Raw genomic sequence first — 21,450 nt, forward strand, 5'->3', positions numbered from 1 at the left:
CAATTTTTATGCCTGCATTCAGGCTTTTTCCAGCGTACACAGCAACGGATGCTCATTCTCCTTCGCATATTTGTTCACCATCGCCACTTTGGTCTCCGCGACCTCTGCGGTAAATATTCCGCAGATGGCTTTACCTTGATAGTGAACCGTAAGCATCAGTTGCGTTGCACGTTCTACATCATAAGAAAAGAATTTTTGTAACACGTCAATAACAAACTCCATCGGAGTATAATCATCATTGACTAATATCACTTTATACATAGAAGGCGGTTTTAGCGCGTCGCGCAACTTATCTTCCGCCAGTTGGTCAAAATCCAGCCAATCGTTCGTCTTACTCATTGTCAGTCGTCATCTCAGTTACGGTTACCGACAGAACGCTCTGCCGCTGACAGGAGCGATAGCATGTATTCAATCTACCTTAATTGCCAGATAGCTATCATCTATCACTGGCATCCGCGACTTCTGTCACATTCCCCGTCAATAGCGTTAACTGCTTCAAATTTTTGATTCATTTTTACCCCATCCCCCCTGCCTGCCGCTTGACGCATCGCCTGATTTCTCTAAATTGTAATTTCGAGAGTTGGCGAGGTTTTGAACAGCCCCCACTCCGCCACCGGTTCATTCCATCTTACTTATATAAGATTTACGAAGGATGTCGAAGCATGGAAACGGGTACTGTTAAGTGGTTCAATAATGCCAAAGGGTTTGGTTTTATCTGCCCTGAAGGCGGCGGCGAAGACATTTTCGCTCACTATTCCACCATTCAGATGGATGGTTACAGAACGCTAAAAGCCGGACAGTCAGTCCAGTTTGATGTGCACCAGGGGCCAAAAGGCAATCATGCCAGCGTCATCGTGCCCATCGAAGCAGAAGCGGTTGCATAGATCTTCTGTCTTATTGTGTACATCCCGCAGTCAAAATGCCAGTCCTCGCGGCTGGCATTTTTATTTCTGCAGCTTTATTCCCGCGCCAGCGCATCAACAGGGTCCAGACGTGCCGCATTGCGTGCGGGCAACCAGCCAAACAGGATCCCGGTAAAGGTTGAACATAAAAACGCCGTGAGCAACGCAATGGGTGAAAATCCGATCTCCCATCCTGGCAGGAATATCTGTAGCGTAAAGGCGATCAGCATCGACAGGCCAATACCCAGCGCGCCCCCCACCAGACACACCAGCACGGCCTCAATCAGAAACTGTTGCAGCACATCGCTGGCCCGCGCGCCTACCGCCATACGGATACCGATCTCCCGCGTACGCTCCGTTACCGAGACCAGCATAATATTCATTACGCCAATCCCCCCGACCACCAGCGAAATAACCGCCACCAGCGTCAGGAACAGCTGAAGAGTACGTGTGGTCTTTTCGGCGGTTTTCAAGACGCCGTCCATATTCCAGGTGAAGAAATCTTTTTTACCATGCCGCAGCGTCAACAAGCGGGTGAGCTGTTGTTCAGCCTGGGCGCTGTCAAATCCCTCATTCACCCGCACGGTGATTGAGTTCAGCCATGACTGTCCCATAATCCGCCCGGACATGGTGCTGTACGGCAGCCAGACCCGCAGAGTTTTACTGCTGCCGAACATCGACTGCTTCTCTTCAGCCACGCCAATGACCGTAGCAGGCATATTACCCACCAGAATCACCTCACCCACAACATTCGTTTTATGTGGGAACAACAGACGTCGGGTATTGCTGTCCACCACCACCACCTGCGCCCGCCCGTTAAGCTGTTCTTTGTTGAAGGTGTTCCCTTCACTAAAGGTCATGCCATAGACGTTAAAATAGTCGCCGCTCACACCGTTCGCACTGGCTGCGACGTCGATGTTGCCATAGCGAAGCCGCAAGCTCTGCGACACCGCAGGGGTGGCGGAGCTGACCCAGGGCTGCTTCTGAATTGCGCTCAGATCGTCATATTTCAGCGCCTGTTGATATTGCGGATCGTCGTCGCCAAAATCTTTGCCGGGATAGATGTCAATCGTGTTTGTGCCGATAGCGCGGATATCCGCCAGCACCAGCTGCTTTGCCGCGTCCCCCACCACCACGATCGATACCACCGAGGCGATGCCGATAATGATCCCGAGCATGGTCAGCAGGGTACGCATTTTATTCGCCACTAATGCCCGCCATGCCATATTCAGCGCTTCGCGAAAGCCACTGACAAACTGTCTCCATCCGGAGGCCCCCTTCACGGCTGGTTCGACAATTCCCTGACCGCTTACGGACTGTTTCGCCGGAGGATTACGCACGATCTCCCCATCATGGATCTCAATCACCCTCTCCGCCTGAGCCGCAACCTGTGGATCGTGCGTAACAATAATCACCGTGTGTCCGCGATCGCGCAGCTGATGCAGGATCGTCATCACCTCTTCACCGGAATGGCTGTCCAGCGCGCCGGTCGGTTCATCGGCCAGGATCACCTGACCGCCATTCATCAGCGCACGGGCAATACTCACGCGCTGTTGCTGACCGCCTGAAAGCTGAGAAGGCTGATAGTCAACGCGGTCGTCCAGCCCAAGCCGCTGGAGTAGCTCCCTGGCGCGAGCCAGACGCTGCCTGCGTTCAATACCCGCATAGACAGCAGGCACCTCCACATTTTGCGTCGCCGTCAGGTGCGACAACAGGTGGTAACGCTGGAAGATAAAACCGAAATGCTCGCGTCGTAGCTGCGCCAGCGCGTCAGCATTAAGGGCAGACACATCGCGACCCGCTATCCGGTAGGTACCGCTGGTGGGTTTATCGAGGCAGCCCAGTATGTTCATCAGCGTCGATTTTCCGGAGCCGGAAGCACCAACAATCGCCACCATCTCTCCGGCGTTTATTTGCAGGCTGATGCCTTTAAGCACGTCGACCTGTTCTTCGCCTGACGGGTAACTACGGCGGATATTGCTCAGTTCAAGCAGCGCCGTCATTGCGCCGCTCCCGAATTATCCTCGCCCGTCACGACTTCGTCACCCTCTTCCAGCCCTTTGACAATCTCCACATCGGTGTCATTACGCGCACCTGGCGACACCTCGCGTTCGCGGGTTTCACCGTTACGCAGCAAGGTTACTTTATAGCGGTTATCTCCAGCCGGATCGCCCAGGGCCGAGAGCGGGATAGTGAGGACATTTTTCACTTCAGTGAGCTGAATATGAACCTGCGCCGTCATTTCAAGGCGCAAAATGCCTTTCGGGTTTGGCACTTCAAAACGGGCATAGTAGAAGATGGCGTCGTTGACTTTTTCCGGCGTCGGCAGCACATCTTTCAGCGTACCTTCATACCGCGTCTGGGGATCGCCGAGCACGGTAAACCAGGCTTTTTGTCCCGGCTTCAGATGAATAACATCCGCCTCAGAAACCTGTGCCTTAACCAGCATGGTGCTCATATCCGCCAGCGTCAGAATATTGGGCGCCTGCTGAGCGGCAATGACCGTCTGGCCTTGCAGGGTAGTGATTTGCGTCACTTCACCCGCCATTGGCGCGACAATGCGGGTATAATCCAGATTGGTTTTTGCGGTATTCAGGGAGGCCTGATTGCGCTTAATTTGCGCATCAATCGTGCCAATTTGCGCCTGTTTTACCGCCATCTCCGTCGCGGCGGTGTCCAGATCCTGTTGCGAAACCGCCTGCGTTTTCGCCAGCTGCTGCTGTCGGGAGAGCGTGACTCGCGCCAGTTTCCATTGCGCCTGCGCCTGTTGACGCTGAGCGCGCAGCTCCATCAGGGTCGCTTCCACCTCTTTAATCTGGTTTTCAGCCTGTTCGGGATCGATAACGCCCAGCAACTGATCTTTCTTAACTTTGTCCCCAATCGCCACCGACAGCGTTTTAAGCTGACCGCTGACCTGCGCTCCCACATCAACTTTGCGTAACGCATCCAGTTTTCCGGTTGCCAGCACGCTCTGCTGCAAGTCGCCAGGGCGGACAATCAGCGTCTGATAATTGGGTAATGGTGCATTCAACGTTCTCCAAAGGGCAATCAGCGCCATGATGATGACAATCAACACGATTAAGTAACGTTTCTTAAATCTGCCCTTGATGCTCATAGAAATCCTTAATTCCTCATGTATTTCGTCAGAATGAGAAGATTAACTTCAACCATTGATAAACAAGTGTTGGAAGGAGGTGAGAGTATCAGAGTTATTGATATTTCGTTAAGTATGCTGATGATGAAATCGGTTCTACGACTTTTAATTGGATTGTTGAATATGTCGCAGCTTACCGAAGATACATTGTCCCCTTCCCGTACTGTCACGAGCCTGAGCCTGTTTTTCAGCCTGACCAGCGGCCAGTGGCGTCCAGGAAAATTTTGGCACCAGCGCAGTTTTCGCCGCAAATTTATGCTGCGTTCACTGCTGATGCCGCGTTTAAGTCGCGAATGGATGAACGAACTTGCACAGTGGCCCGAGCTGAACGTGCTGCTGACACGCCAGCCCCGCCTGCCGGTGCGTCTTCATCGTCCTTATCTTGCCGCGAATTTAGGGCGCAAGACGTTACTGGAAGCTCTTCGTTTCCACTATGCGCAGCTGTATTCGTTTATGTCTCACGAAGAATTAAAAACGTATATGAATACGTCAGGGCTACGACTGGCGCAGCTGGAGGGGAAAAACGGTGAATATTTCAGCCTCGAATTAACCATGATGATCTCACTGGATAAAGAGGGTGATAGCACCATTCTTATCCGCAATGAAGCCGGTGAAACGTTAGCGGAAATCACCTTTACACTGTGTGAGTATCAGGGAAAACGAACGCTGTTTATCGGTGGTCTGCAGGGCGGTAAGCGAGAATTGCCTCATGAAGCCATCCAGAGTGCAACGAAAGCGTGCCACGGATTATTTCCCAAGCGTCTGGTCATGGAGGCAATCTGTTGTTTTGCCCAGCGGTTACAGACCGAACAAATCATCGCCGTGAGCAATGAAACACATATTTATCGCAGCCTGCGTTATCGGGACAAAAGCGATAAGATCCACGCCAACTACGATGAGTTTTGGGCCGCTGTGGGCGGTGAGCGTCACGCAGATGGGTATTACCACATTCCGTGTGCCATCACGCGTAAAGACACCTCAGAGGTGGCCAGCAAAAAACGCGCTGAATATCGTCGACGCTATCAAATGCTCGACGCCATCCATGAACAGATGTCCGATATGTTCAGCCATTAATCAGCCCGACCGCGAGCCAGCCAAAGCACGCGTGAAAACATCTTTCTGAGCAACGTGGGTACAGAATCAACGCCGCGTCGCCCTGCTTCCATAGCCACTTCAATGGCTAAATCCGGTTTCGATGAGCGATGGATCGCCTTCGAAATCAGCTTACGCATATTCATCGGCACATCTTGCGGGATCTGCGCCACCCGGTGGAAAACATCCGAAAATCCCTGCCGGTACATAAAGTGCTCCATATCCAGCGCAGGCAGCATGGTTAAATGTTCCCGTTCATCTTCCCGATCGTTATTCAGCAGGCCGCGCACCGTTGCCGCATATTTTTTCCCCGCCTCATCACCGTCGACCAGCACATGCCATTCAATTCCCATGCGTCGGGCGAATTTAACCAGTGGTTTCAGACCCGACTGGGCGAATTCAATGACTTTAATGCCTTCCGCATCGAAGTGATGTCCGCACTGACGGGCCAGCTCGTTAATCACCCAGGTTTCCGTTTCTCCCTCAACCAGTAACCAACAACGGGCAAACAGCGAGGAGGCACGGTTAAAACGAATATGAAAGGCAATGCGTCGACCATCTTCCGCACTCAGCCCGTTCGGTCCCAGCCGCCAGGCGGCGACGCGAGATGATTCGCGCACCAGGCGACAGACATGCTCCACGGGGGTCAGCGACAGTAATTCGCCAGAATTGGTTGTGGCGATTCGCTGCAACGGCAGCAGATTCAGCAATTGCCATGCCACCGAAAGCATAATGGGATGCAGGCGAGTTTCCGGATCTTCCACCAGCAGCAGTGGCCTGGCGTCTTTATGTAGCCTGACGGTACCTTTGGCCTGGAGTAATGTGGAAAACAGCCCCAAAAGGATAACCCGCTGCGACCTTCCTGCGGGCTTGTCGATCATACGGTTGATGATATCCAGATAGCGCCAGCTGCGTTGTTCATTGGCCGAACGCCGACGCATCAGCCGATGATGGGAGGGGTTCGTCCCCTGCTCAGAGAAATAGTGCTCCAGCAGTTGCACCATCGCCGAAAGCCCCTGGCGGATTTGTCCGTCAGTGAGATTTTGCGGACGGGTTGCCAGTTCGCGAGCCAGAAAATCCAGCTGCATGGCGGTGACTTCAACATCCGGGACATCAGGCACCGTGCCGTTACGGATACGACGCATAAAGCGGGCATCGCGCAGGCGCAGGACCGGCATTAAACGCACCAGATGTCGCGCCTGGCTGTTGATATCATCAAGCTCTAACGGATGGCCGTCACCGTCAAGAAAACTGCGCAACGTCATTACGCTGCCATCTTCAGCCCCCTCACCTTCCAGACGGTAGAAAATACGGTGATAGCCATCCTGACAAAGGGACCAGGATGCCTCAAGAGGGCGATAGCGCCGGACGCGGTGGCGACCGGGCGAAGACTCACGGAACGTCAAAATGATATGCAGATGGTGTTCGCGCCCTTTGGTATCACCGGGCGGAAACCAGAAATCATCATGATTAAAATGATACAGCTCCGATTCTGGTGACAACAACAGCGTTAAGGCATCCAGCAGACTGGATTTACCCCACGCGTTCTCGCCAATCAGCACGTTATTTTGCTCCAGCATTAACGACAACCGATTGATACCGCGGAAACCAACAATCTCAACGCGTTCCAGAATCATGTATCCTCCAGAAATGAACAACTTATCCTTTCCGCAGTATACTCTAAATAATTCGGCAACGCAGGGGCGAGGCCGGGTAACAAAGCCCACGCCCCGGTAACCTGAAGTATGACGAGTATATAGCGATAAAATCTGTTGCATGTGGTGATAATTGCAACATCAGTACCCTGCACTACACTGTGATTAAGACAAATCTAAACAAGGAATAACACCACATTGCCCTAAATCAAACTTACTGGATTTATTTGACTGGCGAATGGGTGGCGTTCGTTTTTAAAATATGCGCGGATAAAAAGCCAGGCCCATCAGGTGTAATTGGCGCAGGCAGTTTGGACACGGACAACGCGGAGCAACCGGAGCGTACACAGTACGTGAGGGGGATGAGCACTGCCCGGGTTCAAAATGGCAAGCAAATAGCCTAATGGCCCAGGCTCTAATTATGTCGTCACCCTTTTATGGCGATAAATAACGCCTGACGTACTTTTCTGATGTCAGGTTTTTAAAACTGAGGTGGATATGTTTAGAAAATTAGCAGCCGAATGTTTTGGTACATTCTGGCTTGTTTTTGGTGGCTGCGGAAGTGCCGTTCTGGCCGCGGCGTTTCCTGAGTTAGGGATTGGATTTGCCGGCGTTGCATTGGCGTTCGGTCTTACTGTTTTGACAATGGCATTTGCCGTGGGTCATATTTCAGGAGGCCACTTTAACCCGGCGGTGACATTAGGCCTGTGGGCGGGCGGACGTTTTCCGGCAAAAGATGTTATTGGTTATATTGTCGCCCAGGTTGTCGGCGGTATTATTGCCGCTGCCGTACTTTATCTTATTGCCAGCGGTAAAGCCGGCTTTGATGCGACGACCAGCGGTTTTGCCTCTAATGGCTATGGTGAACATTCTCCGGGCGGTTATTCCATGCTCTCAGCCATTGTCATTGAAATTGTGCTGACTGCAGGTTTCCTGCTGGTGATCCACGGTGCAACCGATAAGCACGCTCCGGCGGGTTTTGCCCCCATTGCAATTGGTCTGGCATTAACCCTGATTCACTTAATCAGTATTCCGGTCACCAATACCTCCGTCAACCCGGCGCGTAGTACCGCTGTCGCTATCTTCCAGGGTGGCTGGGCGCTGGAACAGCTGTGGCTATTCTGGGTTATGCCAATCGTTGGTGGGATCCTGGGCGGTCTTATTTACCGTACGCTGCTCGAAAAACGCGATTAATCCGCATAAAGACCTGGCTAAATGCCAGGTCTTTTCATGTACAAAACGTTTCCTTTTATTTGCAACTTTACTCATCTCGCTGCTTTGAGTACTGTGTCACTGCGTTATTTATTTCTTTTCTTCGCAAGGACAGGATTGCATGTTTTCTGGGCTGTTAATCATTCTGGTTCCCCTGGTTGTCGGTTACCTCATTCCCCTTCGCCACAGAGCCGCATTACGCCTGATTAATCGGTTATTGAGCTGGATTGTTTATGTCATCCTCTTCTTTATGGGGATCAGCCTCGCATTCCTGGATAATCTCGCCAGTAATTTATTGGCTATTTTTCATTATTCCGCCGTCAGCATTACTATTATTCTGCTATGCAATATTGTGGCATTACTCTGGCTGGAACGCTCGTTGCCGTGGCGACACAACCACGTACAGGAGAAGCTGCCTTCACGTATTGCGATGGCGCTTGAGTCTCTGCAACTGTGTGGCGTGGTGGTGGTGGGATTTGTCATCGGCCTTAGCGGACTCTCTTTTTTACAACATGCCACAGAAGCCAGCGAATATACGCTGATCTTTTTATTGATATTGGTCGGTGTGCAATTGCGTAACAGCGGCATGACGTTAAAGCAGATTGTACTTAACCGCCGGGGAATGATTGTCGCTGTGGTCGTGGTTGCCAGTTCTCTGGTCGGCGGATTTATTAATGCTTTTATTCTCGACCTGCCGGTTAAAACCGCCCTGGCGATGGCGTCGGGTTTCGGCTGGTATTCGCTTTCCGGGATCTTGCTGACCGAATCGTTCGGCCCGGTCATCGGCAGCGCCGCCTTCTTTAACGATCTGGCGCGCGAGCTGATTGCTATTATGCTGATCCCCGGACTCATACGCCGCAATCGCTCCACGGCACTGGGTCTGTGCGGTGCAACCTCCATGGACTTTACCTTACCGGTTCTGCAACGTTCCGGCGGGCTGGAGATGGTCCCTGCCGCTATCGTTCACGGCTTTATTCTGAGTCTGCTGGTGCCGATTCTGATGGCGTTTTTCTCTGCCTGATACCTCTCTGGCGGTAGTCATTTACCGCCAAAATTGCGCTAAATCAATCTCCCTTTAAGTTGTAGCAGAAATCCCTTTTATCCCTTTACACACGGGCATAACCTTAAACATGTATATTAAATATAACTTTAAAAGGTGTGACCATGTTTTGTGTGCAATGTGAACAAACCATCCGTACTCCGGCAGGAAACGGCTGCTCTTACGCGCAGGGTATGTGCGGTAAAACGGCTGAAACCTCCGATTTGCAGGATCTGCTGATCGCGTCCCTACAAGGTCTCTCCGCATGGGCGGTGAAAGCGCGTGAATACGGCATCATCAACCACGACGTTGATAGCTTCGCGCCACGCGCGTTCTTCTCTACCCTGACCAACGTGAATTTCGATTCTCCGCGCATCGTCGGCTACGCCCGTGACGCTATCGCCATGCGTGAAGCGCTGAAAGCACAGTGCCTGCGCGTGGATAACAATACGCACTGCGACAACCCGATGGCTGAGCTGCAACTGGTCAGCGACGACCTGGGCGATCTGCAACGTCAGGCAGCCGAATTTACGCCGAACAAAGACAAAGCAACCATTGGCGAGAACATTCTCGGCCTGCGTCTGCTGTGCCTGTACGGCCTGAAAGGTGCGGCAGCGTATATGGAGCACGCGCACGTTCTCGGCAAATCAGACAATGATATTTATGCTCAGTACCACAAAATCATGGCATGGCTGGGAACCTGGCCTTCCAATATGAACGCTCTGCTGGAGTGCTCAATGGAAATCGGCCAGATGAACTTCAAAGTGATGGCCATTCTGGATGCGGGTGAAACCACCAAATACGGTCACCCGACTCCGACTCAGGTCAACGTCAAAGCCACCGAAGGGAAGTGTATCCTGATCTCCGGTCACGACCTGAAAGATCTTTACAACCTGCTGGAGCAAACCGAAGGTACCGGCGTTAACGTCTATACCCACGGTGAAATGCTCCCGGCACATGGCTACCCGGAACTGCGTAAATTCAGACACCTGATCGGCAACTACGGCAGCGGCTGGCAGAACCAGCAGGTCGAATTCGCCCGCTTCCCTGGCCCAATTTTGATGACCTCTAACTGCATCATCGATCCGACCGTGGGCGCATACGATGACCGTATCTGGACCCGCAGCATCGTCGGCTGGCCAGGCGTAAGCCACCTCGAAGGTGATGATTTTAGCCCCGTTATCACTCAGGCCCGGCAGATGGCAGGCTTCCCGTACAGCGAAATTCCGCACCTGATTACCGTAGGCTTTGGTCGTCAGACTCTGCTGGGTGCCGCCGATACGCTGATCGACCTGGTAAGCCGCGAAAAACTGCGTCACATCTTCCTGGTGGGTGGCTGCGACGGCGCGCGCGGTGAACGTAACTACTTCACCGACTTCGCCACTAGCGTACCGGATGACTGCCTGATCCTGACGCTGGCGTGCGGTAAATACCGTTTCAACAAGCTGGAGTTCGGTGATATCGAAGGCCTGCCGCGTCTGGTCGATGCCGGTCAGTGTAACGACGCTTACTCTGCCATCATCCTGGCGGTGACGCTGGCGGAAAAACTGGGCTGTGGCGTGAACGACCTGCCGCTGTCCCTGGTGCTCTCGTGGTTCGAACAGAAAGCAATTGTCATTCTGCTGACCCTGCTCTCTCTGGGGGTGAAAAACATCGTCACTGGCCCGACCGCGCCGGGCTTCTTCACGCCGGATCTGCTGGCGGTGCTCAACGAGAAATTTGGTCTGCGTTCCGTGACCACCGTTGAAGAAGACATGAAGCAGTTGCTGAGCGCGTAAGGAGTTTAACCATGACGATGCCAACCCATCAGTGCCCATGGCGAATGCAGGTTCATCACATCCATCAGGAAACGCCGGATGTATGGACTATTTCGTTACTGTGCCATGACTATTATCCCTACCGCGCCGGACAATATGCGCTGGTCAGCGTACGCAATTCAGCGGAAACGCTGCGTGCCTACACGATTTCGTCTACCCCAGGGGTGAGTGAATACATTACGCTGACCGTTCGTCGGATTGATGAAGGAAAAGGCTCGCAGTGGCTGACACGCGACGTGAAGCGTGGGGATTACCTCTGGCTGTCTGATGCACAGGGGGATTTCACCTGCGACGACAAAGCGGAAGATAAATTCCTGCTGCTGGCTGCCGGTTGTGGCGTCACGCCCATTATGTCGATGCGCCGCTGGCTGGCTAAATATCGTCCGCAGGCCGATGTACAGGTGATCTTTAACGTACGCTCGCCGCAGGATGTCATCTTTGCCAAAGAGTGGCAGCAGTATCCGGTCACGCTGGTTGCGGAAAACAACGCCACTGACGGTTTTATCGCCGGTCGGCTGACGACGGAGCTGCTGCAACGCGTGCCGGATCTGGCAGCACGCACCGTCATGACCTGCGGCCCCGCGCCCTATATGGATTGGGTAGAGAAAGAAGTGAAAGCGCATGGCGTGACGCGATTCTTTAAAGAGAAGTTCTTCACCCCGGTGGCTGAAGCGGCGACGGGCGGCCTGAAGTTCACCCGACTTCAGGACGCGAAGGCGTTTTACGCCCCGGTCGGCACCACGCTGCTGGAGGCGCTGGAGAGCAACAAGGTTCCGGTAACCGCCGCCTGTCGCGCTGGCGTTTGCGGCTGCTGTAAAACAAAAGTTGTTTCCGGTGAGTATACGGTCAGCAGCACCATGACGCTGACCGATTCGGAAATCGCCGAAGGCTATGTGCTGGCCTGTTCCTGTCATCCGCAGGGTGATTTGGTGCTTGCCTGATCGCTAATTAAAAATAACGCTGCGCTTATCCGGCTTGCGAAAATATCTGCAGGCCAGATAAGGCATTCACGTCTCCTTCCGGCAACGCCTCATCGCCAGGCTGAATTCCTGACGACGGAATAACGCCCCGCACCAAGAAATGCCACCGCCAGCGCACCAGCAAAGAAATAAATCAGACTTTCTATTGCCCACGCGCCGGTTTTATCCAGCGACCCGGTCTCCCCCATTCCGACCATGAGCCAGGCAACGACCATCGTGAACGCCAGCACCAGTGCCGCCGGCCGCGTCAGGATCCCCAGAATCAACAGGCACGGCGCAATCACTTCTCCCACCAGTACACCGTAAGCGATAAATCCGGGTAATCCTTTCGCGATCAACATTCCACTGATCCCGTCAATACCAGCAAACAACTTATGCAGACCGTGAAATAACATCAGCCCGCCAACCGCCAGGCGTAATAAAAACTTGCCAAAGTCCTCATGCGTCAACATGCGGTTCACTCTATTTAAAAGCAATACAATCATCTGAATTTACTCCTTTTTTCGCCATACCTGGCTCTACGCAACATCTTTTTTCGACGAAAAATACCTGCCGAAAGTAAGAAGGGATGAGAAGCGTAACCATGATATTCAACTAGACTTGTAACCGGTATCACAAAAAGGAGATGGAAAACCATGAAACAAACGGTTGCCGCTTTTATTGCTAAAACTCTTGAACGAGCTGGCGTGAAACGGATCTGGGGCGTGACGGGCGACTCCCTGAACGGCCTGAGTGACAGTCTTAATCGCATGGGAACGATTGAGTGGATGCCAACCCGCCATGAAGAGGTCGCCGCCTTTGCCGCTGGCGCAGAGGCGCAGCTCACCGGAGAACTGGCCGTTTGCGCGGGTTCCTGCGGCCCCGGTAACCTGCATCTGATTAACGGCCTATTTGACTGTCACCGTAATCACGTCCCGGTACTGGCGATTGCTGCACATATTCCATCCAGTGAGATTGGCAGCGGATATTTTCAGGAGACACATCCGCAGGAGTTATTCCGCGAATGCAGCCACTATTGCGAGTTAGTGTCCAGCCCGGAACAAATCCCGCAGGTTCTGGCCATCGCCATGCGCAAAGCGGTGCTGAACCGGGGCGTGTCCGTGGTGGTGCTACCCGGCGATGTCGCGCTGAAGCTGGCGCCGGAGAGCGCCAGCACCCACTGGTATCATGCGCCGTTACCCGTGGTGACGCCCGAGGCGGAAGAGTTAAAAAAACTGGCGCAGCTATTACGCTACTCCAGCAATATCGCGCTGATGTGCGGCAGCGGCTGTGCGGGTGCCCATAAAGAGCTGGTCGAATTCGCCGCCAAAATCAAAGCGCCCATTGTTCACGCGCTGCGTGGAAAAGAACATGTCGAATACGATAACCCTTACGACGTGGGTATGACTGGCCTCATCGGCTTTTCTTCCGGTTTTCACACCATGATGAATGCCGACACGCTGATCCTGCTTGGCCCCCAGTTTCCTTATCGTGCCTTCTACCCGACCGACGCCAAAATTATTCAGATTGACATCAATCCGGCCAGCATCGGAGCACACAGTAAGGTGGATATGGCGCTGGTTGGCGATATTAAATCAACGCTTGCCGCGCTGCTGCCGCTGGTGGAAGAGAAGACCGATCGTCATTTCCTCGATAAAGCGCTGGAGCACTATCGCGATGCACGTAAAGGGTTGGACGATCTGGCAAAACCCAGCGAGAAAGCCATTCACCCGCAGTATCTGGCGCAGCAGATCGGCCATTTTGCCGCGGATGATGCCATTTTCACCTGTGATGTCGGCACGCCGACGGTCTGGGCAGCCCGTTATCTGAAGATGAATGGAAAACGCCGCCTGCTGGGTTCCTTCAACCACGGTTCGATGGCCAACGCCATGCCGCAGGCCCTGGGCGCACAGGCAACCGCTCCCAATCGTCAGGTGATTGCCCTGTGTGGCGACGGCGGTTTTAGCATGCTGATGGGGGATTTTTTGTCCGTTGTGCAGATGAAGCTGCCGCTCAAAATCGTGGTCTTCAACAACAGCGTGCTGGGCTTTGTGGCGATGGAAATGAAAGCGGGCGGCTATCTTACTGACGGTACCGGGCTACACGATACCAACTTTGCACGCATTGCCGAAGCCTGTGGGATCACCGGCATTCGCGTGGAAAAAGCCTCTGAGGTTGATGAGGCGTTGCAACGGGCGATGTCAATTGACGGCCCGGTGCTGGTTGATGTCGTGGTGGCGAAGGAAGAGCTGGCTATTCCGCCGCAGATCAAACTTGAGCAGGCCAAAGGGTTCAGCCTGTATATGCTGCGTGCCATCATCAGCGGACGCGGTGATGAGGTAATCGAACTGGCGAAAACCAACTGGCTAAGGTAAAACAATGCACATCGCCTTTTAAACTATAGGGATGTGCAATGATCGATTTACGCAGTGATACCGTAACCCGGCCGAGCCGCGCCATGCTCGAAGAGATGATGTCCGCCCCGGTCGGGGACGACGTATACGGAGATGACCCGACCGTAAATGCCCTCCAGCGATACGCCGCAGAGCTTTCAGGCAAAGACGCGGCAATTTTTTTACCCACCGGAACCCAGGCCAATCTCGTCGCCCTGCTCAGCCATTGCCAGCGTGGCGAAGAGTATATTGCCGGTCAGGGAGCACATAACTATCTGTATGAAGCGGGTGGCGCTGCGGTGCTCGGCAGCATTCAGCCACAGCCGATCGATGCCGACAGCGACGGTACGCTGCCACTGGATAAGGTCGCGGCAAAAATCAAAGCCGACGATATCCATTTTGCCCGTACCCGCCTGCTTAGCCTTGAAAACACCCATAATGGAAAAGTGCTGCCGCGTGAGTATCTGAAAGCGGCGTGGGATTTCACCCGCGAACGAAATCTTGCGCTGCACGTTGACGGCGCACGTATTTTTAACGCCGTGGTAGCTTACGGCTGCGAGCTGAAAGACATTACCCGGTACTGCGACTCTTTCACCATCTGCCTATCCAAAGGTCTGGGAACGCCGGTCGGCTCATTGCTGGTAGGCAGCCATGATTACATCAAACGTGCGACTCGCTGGCGTAAAATGACCGGTGGCGGAATGCGTCAGGCCGGGATCCTGGCTGCGGCCGGGCTTTATGCGCTGAAGAACAACGTCGCACGCCTGCAGGAAGATCACGCCAACGCGGCCTGGATGGCAGAACAGCTGCGCGAAGCCGGTGCCGATGTTATGCGCCACGATACCAACATGCTCTTCGTACGCGTCGGCGAAAAAAACGCCGCGGCGCTGGGCGAATACATGAAAGCACACGATGTGCTGATCAATGCCTCGCCGATTGTTCGTCTGGTTACCCATCTGGACGTTTCGCGTGAACAGCTTGCCGAAGTCGCCGCCCACTGGCGCGCATTCTTAAATCGCTAAAGGAGAGAACGTGCCGCAACGCATTTTGGTTCTTGGCGCCAGTGGCTATATTGGTCAACATCTGGTGCGCGCGCTTAGCCAGCAAGGGCATCAGGTTCTGGCGGCGGCACGTCGCATTGAGCGACTGGAAAAGCAGCACCTGGCGCAGGTCAGCTGTCACAAGGTCGATCTCAACTGGCCGAAAAACCTGCCTGCTTTATTAGAGAATATTGATACGGTTTACTACCTTGTACACGGCATGGGCGAGGGGGGAGATTTTATCGCCCATGAACGCCAGGTCGCGCTGAATGTCCGTGATGCGCTGCGCGCCACGCCGGTTAAGCAATTGATCTTTCTCAGCTCGTTGCAGGCCCCGATCCATGAACAGTCCGATCATCTGCGCGCCCGGCAAATCACCGCAGACACCCTGCGCGAATCGGGCGTTCCGGTGACCGAACTGCGTGCGGGGATCATCGTCGGCGCAGGCTCTGCCGCCTTTGAGGTGATGCGCGACATGGTCTATAACCTGCCGATACTGACCCCGCCGCGCTGGGTGCGTTCGCGTACAACCCCCATCGCCCTGGAAAACCTGCTGCACTACCTGGTCGCCCTCCTGGAAAAACCTTCCGGCGAACACCGGATCCTCGAAGCCGCCGGTCCGCAGGTATTAAGCTACCAGGAGCAGTTTGAACATTTTATGGCGGTGAGCGGCAAGCATCGCCTGCTTATCCCCATCCCCTTCCCCACCCGCTGGATTTCGGTATGGTTTCTGAATGTGATTACCTCCGTGCCGCCCACTACGGCCAAAGCGTTGATCCAGGGACTCAGGCACGATCTGCTGGCTGATGACGCTGAGCTGAGGGCATTGATACCGCAGAAGCTGATCGCCTTTGATGATGCCGTACGCCGTACGCTGAAAGAGGAAGAAAAACTGGTGAATTCCAGCGACTGGGGCTATGACGCCCAGGCCTTCGCTCGCTGGAGGCCAGAGTACGGTTTTTTCGCTAAACAGGCAGGCTTTACCGTTAAAACGCCAGCCAGTCGGAAAGCGCTGTGGCAGGTGGTTAACCGCATCGGCGGGAAGGAAGGCTATTTTTTCGGCAATATTTTATGGAAGACGCGGGCGGCGATGGATCTGTTAGTAGGTCACCGGCTGGCAAAAGGTCGTCCTGAACATGCCTTGCTTCAGCCAGGCGATACGGTAGACAGCTGGAAAGTCATCATCGCTGAGCCGGAAAAACAGCTGACGATGCTGTTCGGCATGAAGGCGCCAGGGCTGGGCCGACTGAGTTTTACCCTTGAGGATAAAGGCGACTATCGGCAGATTGATGTCCGCGCATGGTGGCATCCGCATGGCATGCCCGGCCTCTTCTATTGGCTGCTGATGATCCCGGCGCACCTGTTCATTTTCCGCGGAATGGCGAAACGCATCGCCAGACTTGCAGAACAAATCACAGATTAAAAATAAAAACATGCCGTATTCTTTCACGTTTCCCATTGCATACAGACGTAATTCACGGAAGAATGCGCACGAAGTTCTATTAACCACAGTGGATTGATATGAAGGTACTGGTTACCGGCGCAACCAGCGGCTTAGGTCGAAACGCGGTTGAGTTTTTGCGCAATAAGGGCATCAGCGTCAGAGCAACCGGTCGCAACGAAGCGATGGGTAAGCTGCTGGAAAAAATCGGGGCGGAGTTTGTCCATGCGGATCTGACCGAACTGGTCTCCTCACAGGCAAAAGTGATGCTGGCGGGCATTGACACGCTCTGGCACTGCTCCAGTTTTACCTCACCGTGGGGAACCCAGGAAGCCTTTGATCTGGCAAACGTGCGCGCCACCCGTCGTCTCGGTGAATGGGCCGTGGCCTGGGGCGTACGTAATTTTATTCATATCTCTTCACCCTCGCTCTACTTCGATTACCACCATCACCGCGATATCAAAGAGGAGTTTCGCCCTCACCGTTTCGCTAATGAATTCGCACGTAGTAAAGCCGCGGGCGAAGATGTGATCTCCCTGCTGGCCCAGGCCAACCCGCAAACGCGATTTACGGTACTGCGTCCGCAGAGTCTCTTCGGGCCGCATGACAAAGTGTTTATCCCACGTCTGGCGCATATGATGCACCAGTACGGCAGCGTGCTGTTACCTCACGGCGGAAGCGCTCTGGTGGATATGACCTATTACGAAAACGCCGTTCACGCCATGTGGCTGGCAAGTCAGGAAGCGTGCGACACACTGCCGTCGGGCCGGGCATATAACATTACCAACGGTGAACACCGGACGTTACGCAGCATTGTGAAAAAACTGATTGATGAACTCAATATTGATTGCCGTATCCGCTCGGTGCCTTACCCGATGCTGGATATGATCGCCCGCAGTATGGAGCGTTTTGGCAATAAATCCGCCAAAGAACCCGCGTTGACGCACTACGGCGTATCAAAGCTCAATTTCGATTTTACGCTGGACATTACGCGTGCCCAGGAAGAGCTGGGATACCAGCCGATCGTCACTCTGGATAAAGGCATCGAGCGTACCGCAGCCTGGCTACGCGACCACGGCAAGCTCCCACGTTAACCCTGTCCGTACTTCTCCAGCAACGCCCCGGCAATCGCCTGGGTTTCGGCATCCGCCACGCCGTTCCATAACGTCGGGCGGAAGTGCATCTGGAACGCCATGATCACCCGCTGCTGTTCCTGCGGCGTCATTTCGGGTTTGACCTCATAACCATAGCGCGCCAGCAGATCGAGTAATGCGGCGGTCTCTACTGGCTCATGCGGCGCACGCCCTGCCAGATAAAACGTTACCCGCCGGGCGTCCGGCCATGCGCCGATGCCCTGCGCCGCCAGTTCGCGCCACGGAAACAGCGGACCGGGATCGTCTTTACGCTGCGGCGCGATATCCGCATGGGCTACCACGTTCTGCGGCTTAATGTCGTAACGGGCGATAATATCTTTCGCCAGCGGGATTAACGCCTGGATTTGCGCCACCTCAAACGGCGCAAAATACTTCATCCCCGCCGATTTTTGCCAGCCACGATTTTCCAGCTCAATGCCGATCGAGGTATCGTTGATCCTCGTTGCGCCCCGCCAGAAACTGATCCCGGCATGCCAGGCCAGATCCTGCTCCGGCACCAGTTGCCAGATACGCGGCTTGCCGCGATGCAGCGGCGGTTGCGCCGGGACCAGATAGTGTGAGCTGACGTTTTTATCCGTCAGCGTCGCCAGCGAGGTATCGAAATCATCCGCCGTATAGTGGATCACCAGCACTTTAATGCGCGGGTAGGCCGCCTGCGCCTGATGACGGGTATCGAGCTGATACGCCTCTTTATCGATTATTCCTTTTTCACTGGCGCACCCGGTCAGCAGCAGCGCGAAGACCGCCAGCCACAGCAGACGTCTCATCGGCGCGTTTTCACCGCGGTGCCGCTGACGCTTACCATTAGCATACTGCTGTCTTTACCGACGGTTTCGTAATCAATATCAATGCCAACCACCGCATCGGCACCTAATGCTTTGGCCTGCTCGCCCAATTCCGCAAAGGCAATTTCACGCGCTTTGCGTAGCTCTTTTTCATAGGCACCGGAACGCCCGCCGACGATATCGCGAATACCCGCAAAGAAATCGCGGAAGATGTTCGCCCCCAGAATGGCTTCACCTGTAACCACACCGCAGTATTCCACGATGCTTTGCCCTTCCAGCGTAGGTGTTGTCGAAAACTGCATGGTTACTCTCCTGTATTGAGTCATACGCAGACAGCGTTATAAGAGCACGATCTCTAAAGCATTATCAAACCGATACACTATCATTGAAAGGATATAATTGGTTATCGTAGATCGGTTCCTGAACGATCGCTTACACTCTACATAATTTGGGTTGCAGGACAAAACGGCATAGTCGTTTTAAACAGCGCTTGCGCTGGTCCCAAAGAGGCGAGGCCAAAGGACGAGTCACGCGGCAACGCACCAGCAACCTGAAGTATGACGAGTATATAAGGAAATCATCATGCGCTATTGCAAACTTGCTTTATTCATCCCTTGCGCGCTACTTCTCAGCGCCTGTACGACCGTCACACCGGCTTACAAGGACAATGGTTCACGTAGCGGTCCGTGTGTGGAAGGCGGTCCGGATAGTGTGGCCCAACAATTCTATGACTACCGCATTCAGCACCGTAGTAACGATATTACCGCCCTTCGCCCTTATCTGAGTGATAATCTGGCAAAGCTGCTCTCTGATGCCAGTCGCGACACAGAACACCGTCAACTGATGAGCAGTGACCCATTCTCCAGCCGTACCACCCTGCCGGACAGCGCCAGCGTGACCAGCGCCTCGACCATCCCGAATAGCGATGCACGCAATATTCCGCTGCGGGTTGAGCTGAAACAGGGAGACCAGAGCTGGCGTGATGAAGTGTTGATGATCCGCGAAGGTCAATGCTGGGTGATTGATGATGTGCGTTATCTGGGCGGCAGCGTGCATGCGCCTGCCGGTAGCCTGCGTCAGTCTGTCGAGAACCGTTAATCCCCCTGCAACACGCTGAAAAATCATATCCCCCGGAAATTGTCTGGCATTCTGTATGGAATGCCGACAATTGTTCTTGCCGACTATTCACCCCGCTATATTGTGCTATGTTTAAGAGGAAATGCGCGCTACATTTAACTTTTAACGCATAAATATTGCATAACTATTCTGTCAAAGGTACTATCTGCGGCTTCAATAGCTATCAGACTGCCAGTATACGAGTGTCAATGAGTATTCAATTAAACGGCATTAACTGCTTCTACGGCGCGCATCAGGCGCTGTTCGATATCACGCTGGATTGCCCGCAGGGTGAAACACTGGTGTTACTTGGCCCTAGCGGCGCGGGTAAAAGCTCGCTGCTGCGTGTACTCAATCTGCTTGAGATGCCCCGTTCCGGCACGCTCAACATTGCAGGTAATCATTTCGACTTTACTAAGACCCCGTCAGATAAAGCGATTCGCGAGCTGCGTCAGAACGTTGGGATGGTCTTTCAGCAATATAATCTGTGGCCGCATCTGACCGTAGTGCAGAACCTGATCGAAGCTCCCTGCCGCGTGCTGGGGTTGACGAAAGACCAGGCGCTGGCGCGTGCGGAGAAGCTGCTGGAACGTCTGCGTCTGAAGCCCTACAGCGATCGCTACCCGCTGCACCTCTCCGGTGGTCAGCAACAGCGTGTGGCGATTGCCCGCGCGCTGATGATGGAACCCCAGGTGCTGCTGTTTGATGAACCCACCGCCGCACTGGATCCGGAAATCACCGCACAGATCGTCAGCATTATTCGCGAACTGGCGGAAACCAAAATTACCCAGGTGATCGTTACCCATGAAGTGGAAGTGGCGCGTAAAACCGCCAGTCGTGTGGTGTATATGGAAAACGGTCATATCGTCGAGTTTGGTGATGCGAGCTGCTTTGCCAACCCGCAAACCGAAGCATTTAAAAACTACTTATCTCACTAAGATTCGGGACAAAAGCCATGAAAAAAGTTCTGATTGCCGCACTAATTGTAGGCTTTAGCCTTTCCGCTACAGCAGCCCAGACCCTTCGTTTTGCAACCGAAGCGTCCTATCCTCCGTTTGAATCAATGGATGCCAATAACCAGATCGTCGGCTTCGACGTTGATCTGGCCAATGCCCTGTGTAAAGAGATCGATGCCACCTGTACCTTCACAAACCAGGCGTTCGACAGCCTGATCCCAAGCCTGAAATTCCGTCGCTTCGACGCCGTAATGGCAGGTATGGATATCACGCCAGAACGTGAAAAACAGGTGCTGTTCACCACGCCTTACTACGACAACTCCGCGCTGTTTGTCGGTCAGCAGGGTAAGTACACCACTATCGATCAGCTGAAAGGTAAGAAAGTGGGCGTACAGAACGGGACGACGCACCAGAAATTCATTATGGATAAACATCCGGAAATCACTACCGTGCCTTATGACAGCTATCAGAACGCGAAGCTGGATCTGCAAAACGGGCGTATTGACGGCGTGTTCGGCGATACCGCTGTGGTTACCGAGTGGCTGAAGGATAATCCAAAGCTGGCGTCGGTTGGCGACAAAGTCACCGATAAAGATTACTTCGGCACCGGTCTTGGCATCGCGGTTCGTCAGGACAACACCGAGCTGCAGCAGAAATTCAATACTGCGCTGGAAAAAGTGAAGAAAGATGGGACTTACGAGACCATCTATAACAAATGGTTCCAGAAGTAATCCT

The 21,450-nt window shown here is 53.8% G+C and carries 20 protein-coding genes and 1 pseudogene; 13 read left to right on the forward strand and 8 right to left on the reverse strand.

The genetic code is table 11. From position 1 onward, the window contains the following. Positions 1-18: 18 nt before the first annotated feature. Entirely contained in the window at positions 19-339 is a 321-nt protein-coding gene (clpS, locus tag C3432_RS08480) for an ATP-dependent Clp protease adapter ClpS (protein WP_103776184.1), read from the reverse strand. A 97-nt stretch (positions 340-436) separates the two neighbouring features. Further along, positions 437-512 (reverse strand): annotated as a pseudogene (locus C3432_RS27775) (hypothetical protein). A 150-nt stretch (positions 513-662) separates the two neighbouring features. On the opposite strand from C3432_RS27775, the gene cspD reads away from it, so the two are divergent. Continuing rightward, positions 663-884, forward strand: a complete 222-nt coding sequence (cspD, locus tag C3432_RS08485) for a cold shock-like protein CspD (protein WP_042284847.1) — start codon at positions 663-665, stop codon at positions 882-884. Between the two features lie 74 nt (positions 885-958). Here the strand turns inward: cspD and macB are convergent, their stop codons facing one another. Together macB and macA are read right to left on the reverse strand one after the other, a co-directional pair. Beyond that, positions 959-2,905 carry a macrolide ABC transporter ATP-binding protein/permease MacB gene (gene macB / locus C3432_RS08490; RefSeq protein WP_103776185.1) on the reverse strand — a complete coding sequence of 649 codons (1,947 nt, stop codon included), beginning with the start codon at positions 2,903-2,905 and terminating at the stop codon, positions 959-961. After that, entirely contained in the window at positions 2,902-4,017 is a 1,116-nt protein-coding gene (gene macA, locus C3432_RS08495; RefSeq protein WP_103776186.1) for a macrolide transporter subunit MacA, read from the reverse strand. Before macA ends, macB begins: the two co-directional genes overlap by 4 nt. Before the next feature lie 162 nt (positions 4,018-4,179). Between macA and C3432_RS08500 the strand changes: the two genes are divergently transcribed. After that, a complete protein-coding gene (locus tag C3432_RS08500; protein WP_146050865.1) occupies positions 4,180-5,130 on the forward strand; it encodes a VirK/YbjX family protein in 951 nt (316 codons plus the stop codon). Here C3432_RS08500 and C3432_RS08505 read toward each other — a convergent pair. After that, positions 5,127-6,785 carry an ATP-dependent endonuclease gene (locus C3432_RS08505; RefSeq protein WP_103776187.1) on the reverse strand — a complete coding sequence of 553 codons (1,659 nt, stop codon included), beginning with the start codon at positions 6,783-6,785 and terminating at the stop codon, positions 5,127-5,129. The genes C3432_RS08500 and C3432_RS08505 overlap by 4 nt on opposite strands. A gap of 516 nt (positions 6,786-7,301) precedes the next feature. Here C3432_RS08505 and aqpZ point away from each other — a divergent pair. The 4 genes from aqpZ (at position 7,302) to hcr (ending at position 11,812) form a co-directional block, all read left to right on the forward strand. Next, positions 7,302-7,997 carry an aquaporin Z gene (aqpZ, locus tag C3432_RS08515; RefSeq protein WP_103776188.1) on the forward strand — a complete coding sequence of 232 codons (696 nt, stop codon included), beginning with the start codon at positions 7,302-7,304 and terminating at the stop codon, positions 7,995-7,997. 139 nt (positions 7,998-8,136) lie between these two features. After that, entirely contained in the window at positions 8,137-9,036 is a 900-nt protein-coding gene (locus C3432_RS08520) for a lysine exporter LysO family protein (protein WP_103776189.1), read from the forward strand. A gap of 143 nt (positions 9,037-9,179) precedes the next feature. Then, positions 9,180-10,832 (forward strand): hydroxylamine reductase, encoded by a 1,653-nt coding sequence (hcp, locus tag C3432_RS08525; RefSeq protein ID WP_103776190.1) that lies wholly within the window; start codon positions 9,180-9,182, stop codon positions 10,830-10,832. An 11-nt stretch (positions 10,833-10,843) separates the two neighbouring features. Further along, positions 10,844-11,812 (forward strand): NADH oxidoreductase, encoded by a 969-nt coding sequence (gene hcr / locus C3432_RS08530; protein WP_103776191.1) that lies wholly within the window; start codon positions 10,844-10,846, stop codon positions 11,810-11,812. Positions 11,813-11,901: 89 nt separating this feature from the next. On the opposite strand, the gene C3432_RS08535 is transcribed toward hcr, so the two are convergent. Beyond that, on the reverse strand, positions 11,902-12,336 hold the full coding sequence (locus C3432_RS08535) for a DoxX family protein (RefSeq protein ID WP_103776192.1): 435 nt from the start codon (positions 12,334-12,336) through the stop codon (positions 11,902-11,904). Positions 12,337-12,486: 150 nt separating this feature from the next. On the opposite strand from C3432_RS08535, the gene poxB reads away from it, so the two are divergent. The 4 genes from poxB (at position 12,487) to C3432_RS08555 (ending at position 17,798) form a co-directional block, all read left to right on the forward strand. Next, positions 12,487-14,205: a ubiquinone-dependent pyruvate dehydrogenase gene (gene poxB / locus C3432_RS08540; protein WP_103776193.1), complete on the forward strand. Its 1,719-nt coding sequence runs from the start codon at positions 12,487-12,489 to the stop codon at positions 14,203-14,205. Between the two features lie 38 nt (positions 14,206-14,243). Next, positions 14,244-15,245, forward strand: a complete 1,002-nt coding sequence (ltaE, locus tag C3432_RS08545; protein WP_103776194.1) for a low-specificity L-threonine aldolase — start codon at positions 14,244-14,246, stop codon at positions 15,243-15,245. A gap of 10 nt (positions 15,246-15,255) precedes the next feature. After that, complete coding sequence (locus C3432_RS08550) at positions 15,256-16,686, forward strand: SDR family oxidoreductase (protein WP_103776195.1); 1,431 nt, start codon at positions 15,256-15,258, stop codon at positions 16,684-16,686. 98 nt (positions 16,687-16,784) lie between these two features. Then, positions 16,785-17,798, forward strand: coding sequence for an NAD-dependent epimerase/dehydratase family protein (locus C3432_RS08555; protein WP_103776196.1), 1,014 nt, complete (start codon positions 16,785-16,787; stop codon positions 17,796-17,798). Here the strand turns inward: C3432_RS08555 and C3432_RS08560 are convergent. Together C3432_RS08560 and C3432_RS08565 are read right to left on the reverse strand one after the other, a co-directional pair. Then, entirely contained in the window at positions 17,795-18,625 is an 831-nt protein-coding gene (locus C3432_RS08560; RefSeq protein ID WP_103776197.1) for an N-acetylmuramoyl-L-alanine amidase, read from the reverse strand. The two genes, C3432_RS08555 and C3432_RS08560, sit on opposite strands and share 4 nt — an antisense overlap. Beyond that, positions 18,622-18,945 carry a heavy metal-binding domain-containing protein gene (locus C3432_RS08565; RefSeq protein ID WP_042320310.1) on the reverse strand — a complete coding sequence of 108 codons (324 nt, stop codon included), beginning with the start codon at positions 18,943-18,945 and terminating at the stop codon, positions 18,622-18,624. The genes C3432_RS08560 and C3432_RS08565 overlap by 4 nt, the downstream gene beginning before the upstream one ends. 280 nt (positions 18,946-19,225) lie before the next feature. On the opposite strand from C3432_RS08565, the gene C3432_RS08570 reads away from it, so the two are divergent. The 3 genes from C3432_RS08570 to artI all read left to right on the forward strand — a co-directional run bounded on the left by C3432_RS08570 (position 19,226) and on the right by artI (position 21,446). Beyond that, positions 19,226-19,741, forward strand: a complete 516-nt coding sequence (locus tag C3432_RS08570; RefSeq protein WP_103776198.1) for a lipoprotein — start codon at positions 19,226-19,228, stop codon at positions 19,739-19,741. Between the two features lie 227 nt (positions 19,742-19,968). After that, a complete protein-coding gene (gene artP, locus C3432_RS08575) occupies positions 19,969-20,697 on the forward strand; it encodes an arginine ABC transporter ATP-binding protein ArtP (RefSeq protein ID WP_103776199.1) in 729 nt (242 codons plus the stop codon). A gap of 17 nt (positions 20,698-20,714) precedes the next feature. Beyond that, positions 20,715-21,446 carry an arginine ABC transporter substrate-binding protein ArtI gene (gene artI / locus C3432_RS08580; protein ID WP_103776200.1) on the forward strand — a complete coding sequence of 244 codons (732 nt, stop codon included), beginning with the start codon at positions 20,715-20,717 and terminating at the stop codon, positions 21,444-21,446. The last annotated feature ends 4 nt before the right edge of the window (positions 21,447-21,450 follow it).

Origin of the sequence: Citrobacter amalonaticus, from assembly GCF_002918555.1 — a bacterium.
Lineage (GTDB): Bacteria > Pseudomonadota > Gammaproteobacteria > Enterobacterales > Enterobacteriaceae > Citrobacter_C > Citrobacter_C amalonaticus_A.

Coding starts and splice junctions, on each gene's coding strand:
- clpS (WP_103776184.1), bottom strand. CDS start 339: ATGAGTAAGACGAACGATTGGCTGGATTTTGACCAACTGGCGGAAGAT.
- cspD (WP_042284847.1), top strand. CDS start 663: ATGGAAACGGGTACTGTTAAGTGGTTCAATAATGCCAAAGGGTTTGGT.
- macB (WP_103776185.1), bottom strand. CDS start 2,905: ATGACGGCGCTGCTTGAACTGAGCAATATCCGCCGTAGTTACCCGTCA.
- macA (WP_103776186.1), bottom strand. CDS start 4,017: ATGAGCATCAAGGGCAGATTTAAGAAACGTTACTTAATCGTGTTGATT.
- C3432_RS08500 (WP_146050865.1), top strand. CDS start 4,180: ATGTCGCAGCTTACCGAAGATACATTGTCCCCTTCCCGTACTGTCACG.
- C3432_RS08505 (WP_103776187.1), bottom strand. CDS start 6,785: ATGATTCTGGAACGCGTTGAGATTGTTGGTTTCCGCGGTATCAATCGG.
- aqpZ (WP_103776188.1), top strand. CDS start 7,302: ATGTTTAGAAAATTAGCAGCCGAATGTTTTGGTACATTCTGGCTTGTT.
- C3432_RS08520 (WP_103776189.1), top strand. CDS start 8,137: ATGTTTTCTGGGCTGTTAATCATTCTGGTTCCCCTGGTTGTCGGTTAC.
- hcp (WP_103776190.1), top strand. CDS start 9,180: ATGTTTTGTGTGCAATGTGAACAAACCATCCGTACTCCGGCAGGAAAC.
- hcr (WP_103776191.1), top strand. CDS start 10,844: ATGACGATGCCAACCCATCAGTGCCCATGGCGAATGCAGGTTCATCAC.
- C3432_RS08535 (WP_103776192.1), bottom strand. CDS start 12,336: ATGATTGTATTGCTTTTAAATAGAGTGAACCGCATGTTGACGCATGAG.
- poxB (WP_103776193.1), top strand. CDS start 12,487: ATGAAACAAACGGTTGCCGCTTTTATTGCTAAAACTCTTGAACGAGCT.
- ltaE (WP_103776194.1), top strand. CDS start 14,244: ATGATCGATTTACGCAGTGATACCGTAACCCGGCCGAGCCGCGCCATG.
- C3432_RS08555 (WP_103776196.1), top strand. CDS start 16,785: ATGAAGGTACTGGTTACCGGCGCAACCAGCGGCTTAGGTCGAAACGCG.
- C3432_RS08560 (WP_103776197.1), bottom strand. CDS start 18,625: ATGAGACGTCTGCTGTGGCTGGCGGTCTTCGCGCTGCTGCTGACCGGG.
- C3432_RS08565 (WP_042320310.1), bottom strand. CDS start 18,945: ATGCAGTTTTCGACAACACCTACGCTGGAAGGGCAAAGCATCGTGGAA.
- C3432_RS08570 (WP_103776198.1), top strand. CDS start 19,226: ATGCGCTATTGCAAACTTGCTTTATTCATCCCTTGCGCGCTACTTCTC.
- artP (WP_103776199.1), top strand. CDS start 19,969: ATGAGTATTCAATTAAACGGCATTAACTGCTTCTACGGCGCGCATCAG.
- artI (WP_103776200.1), top strand. CDS start 20,715: ATGAAAAAAGTTCTGATTGCCGCACTAATTGTAGGCTTTAGCCTTTCC.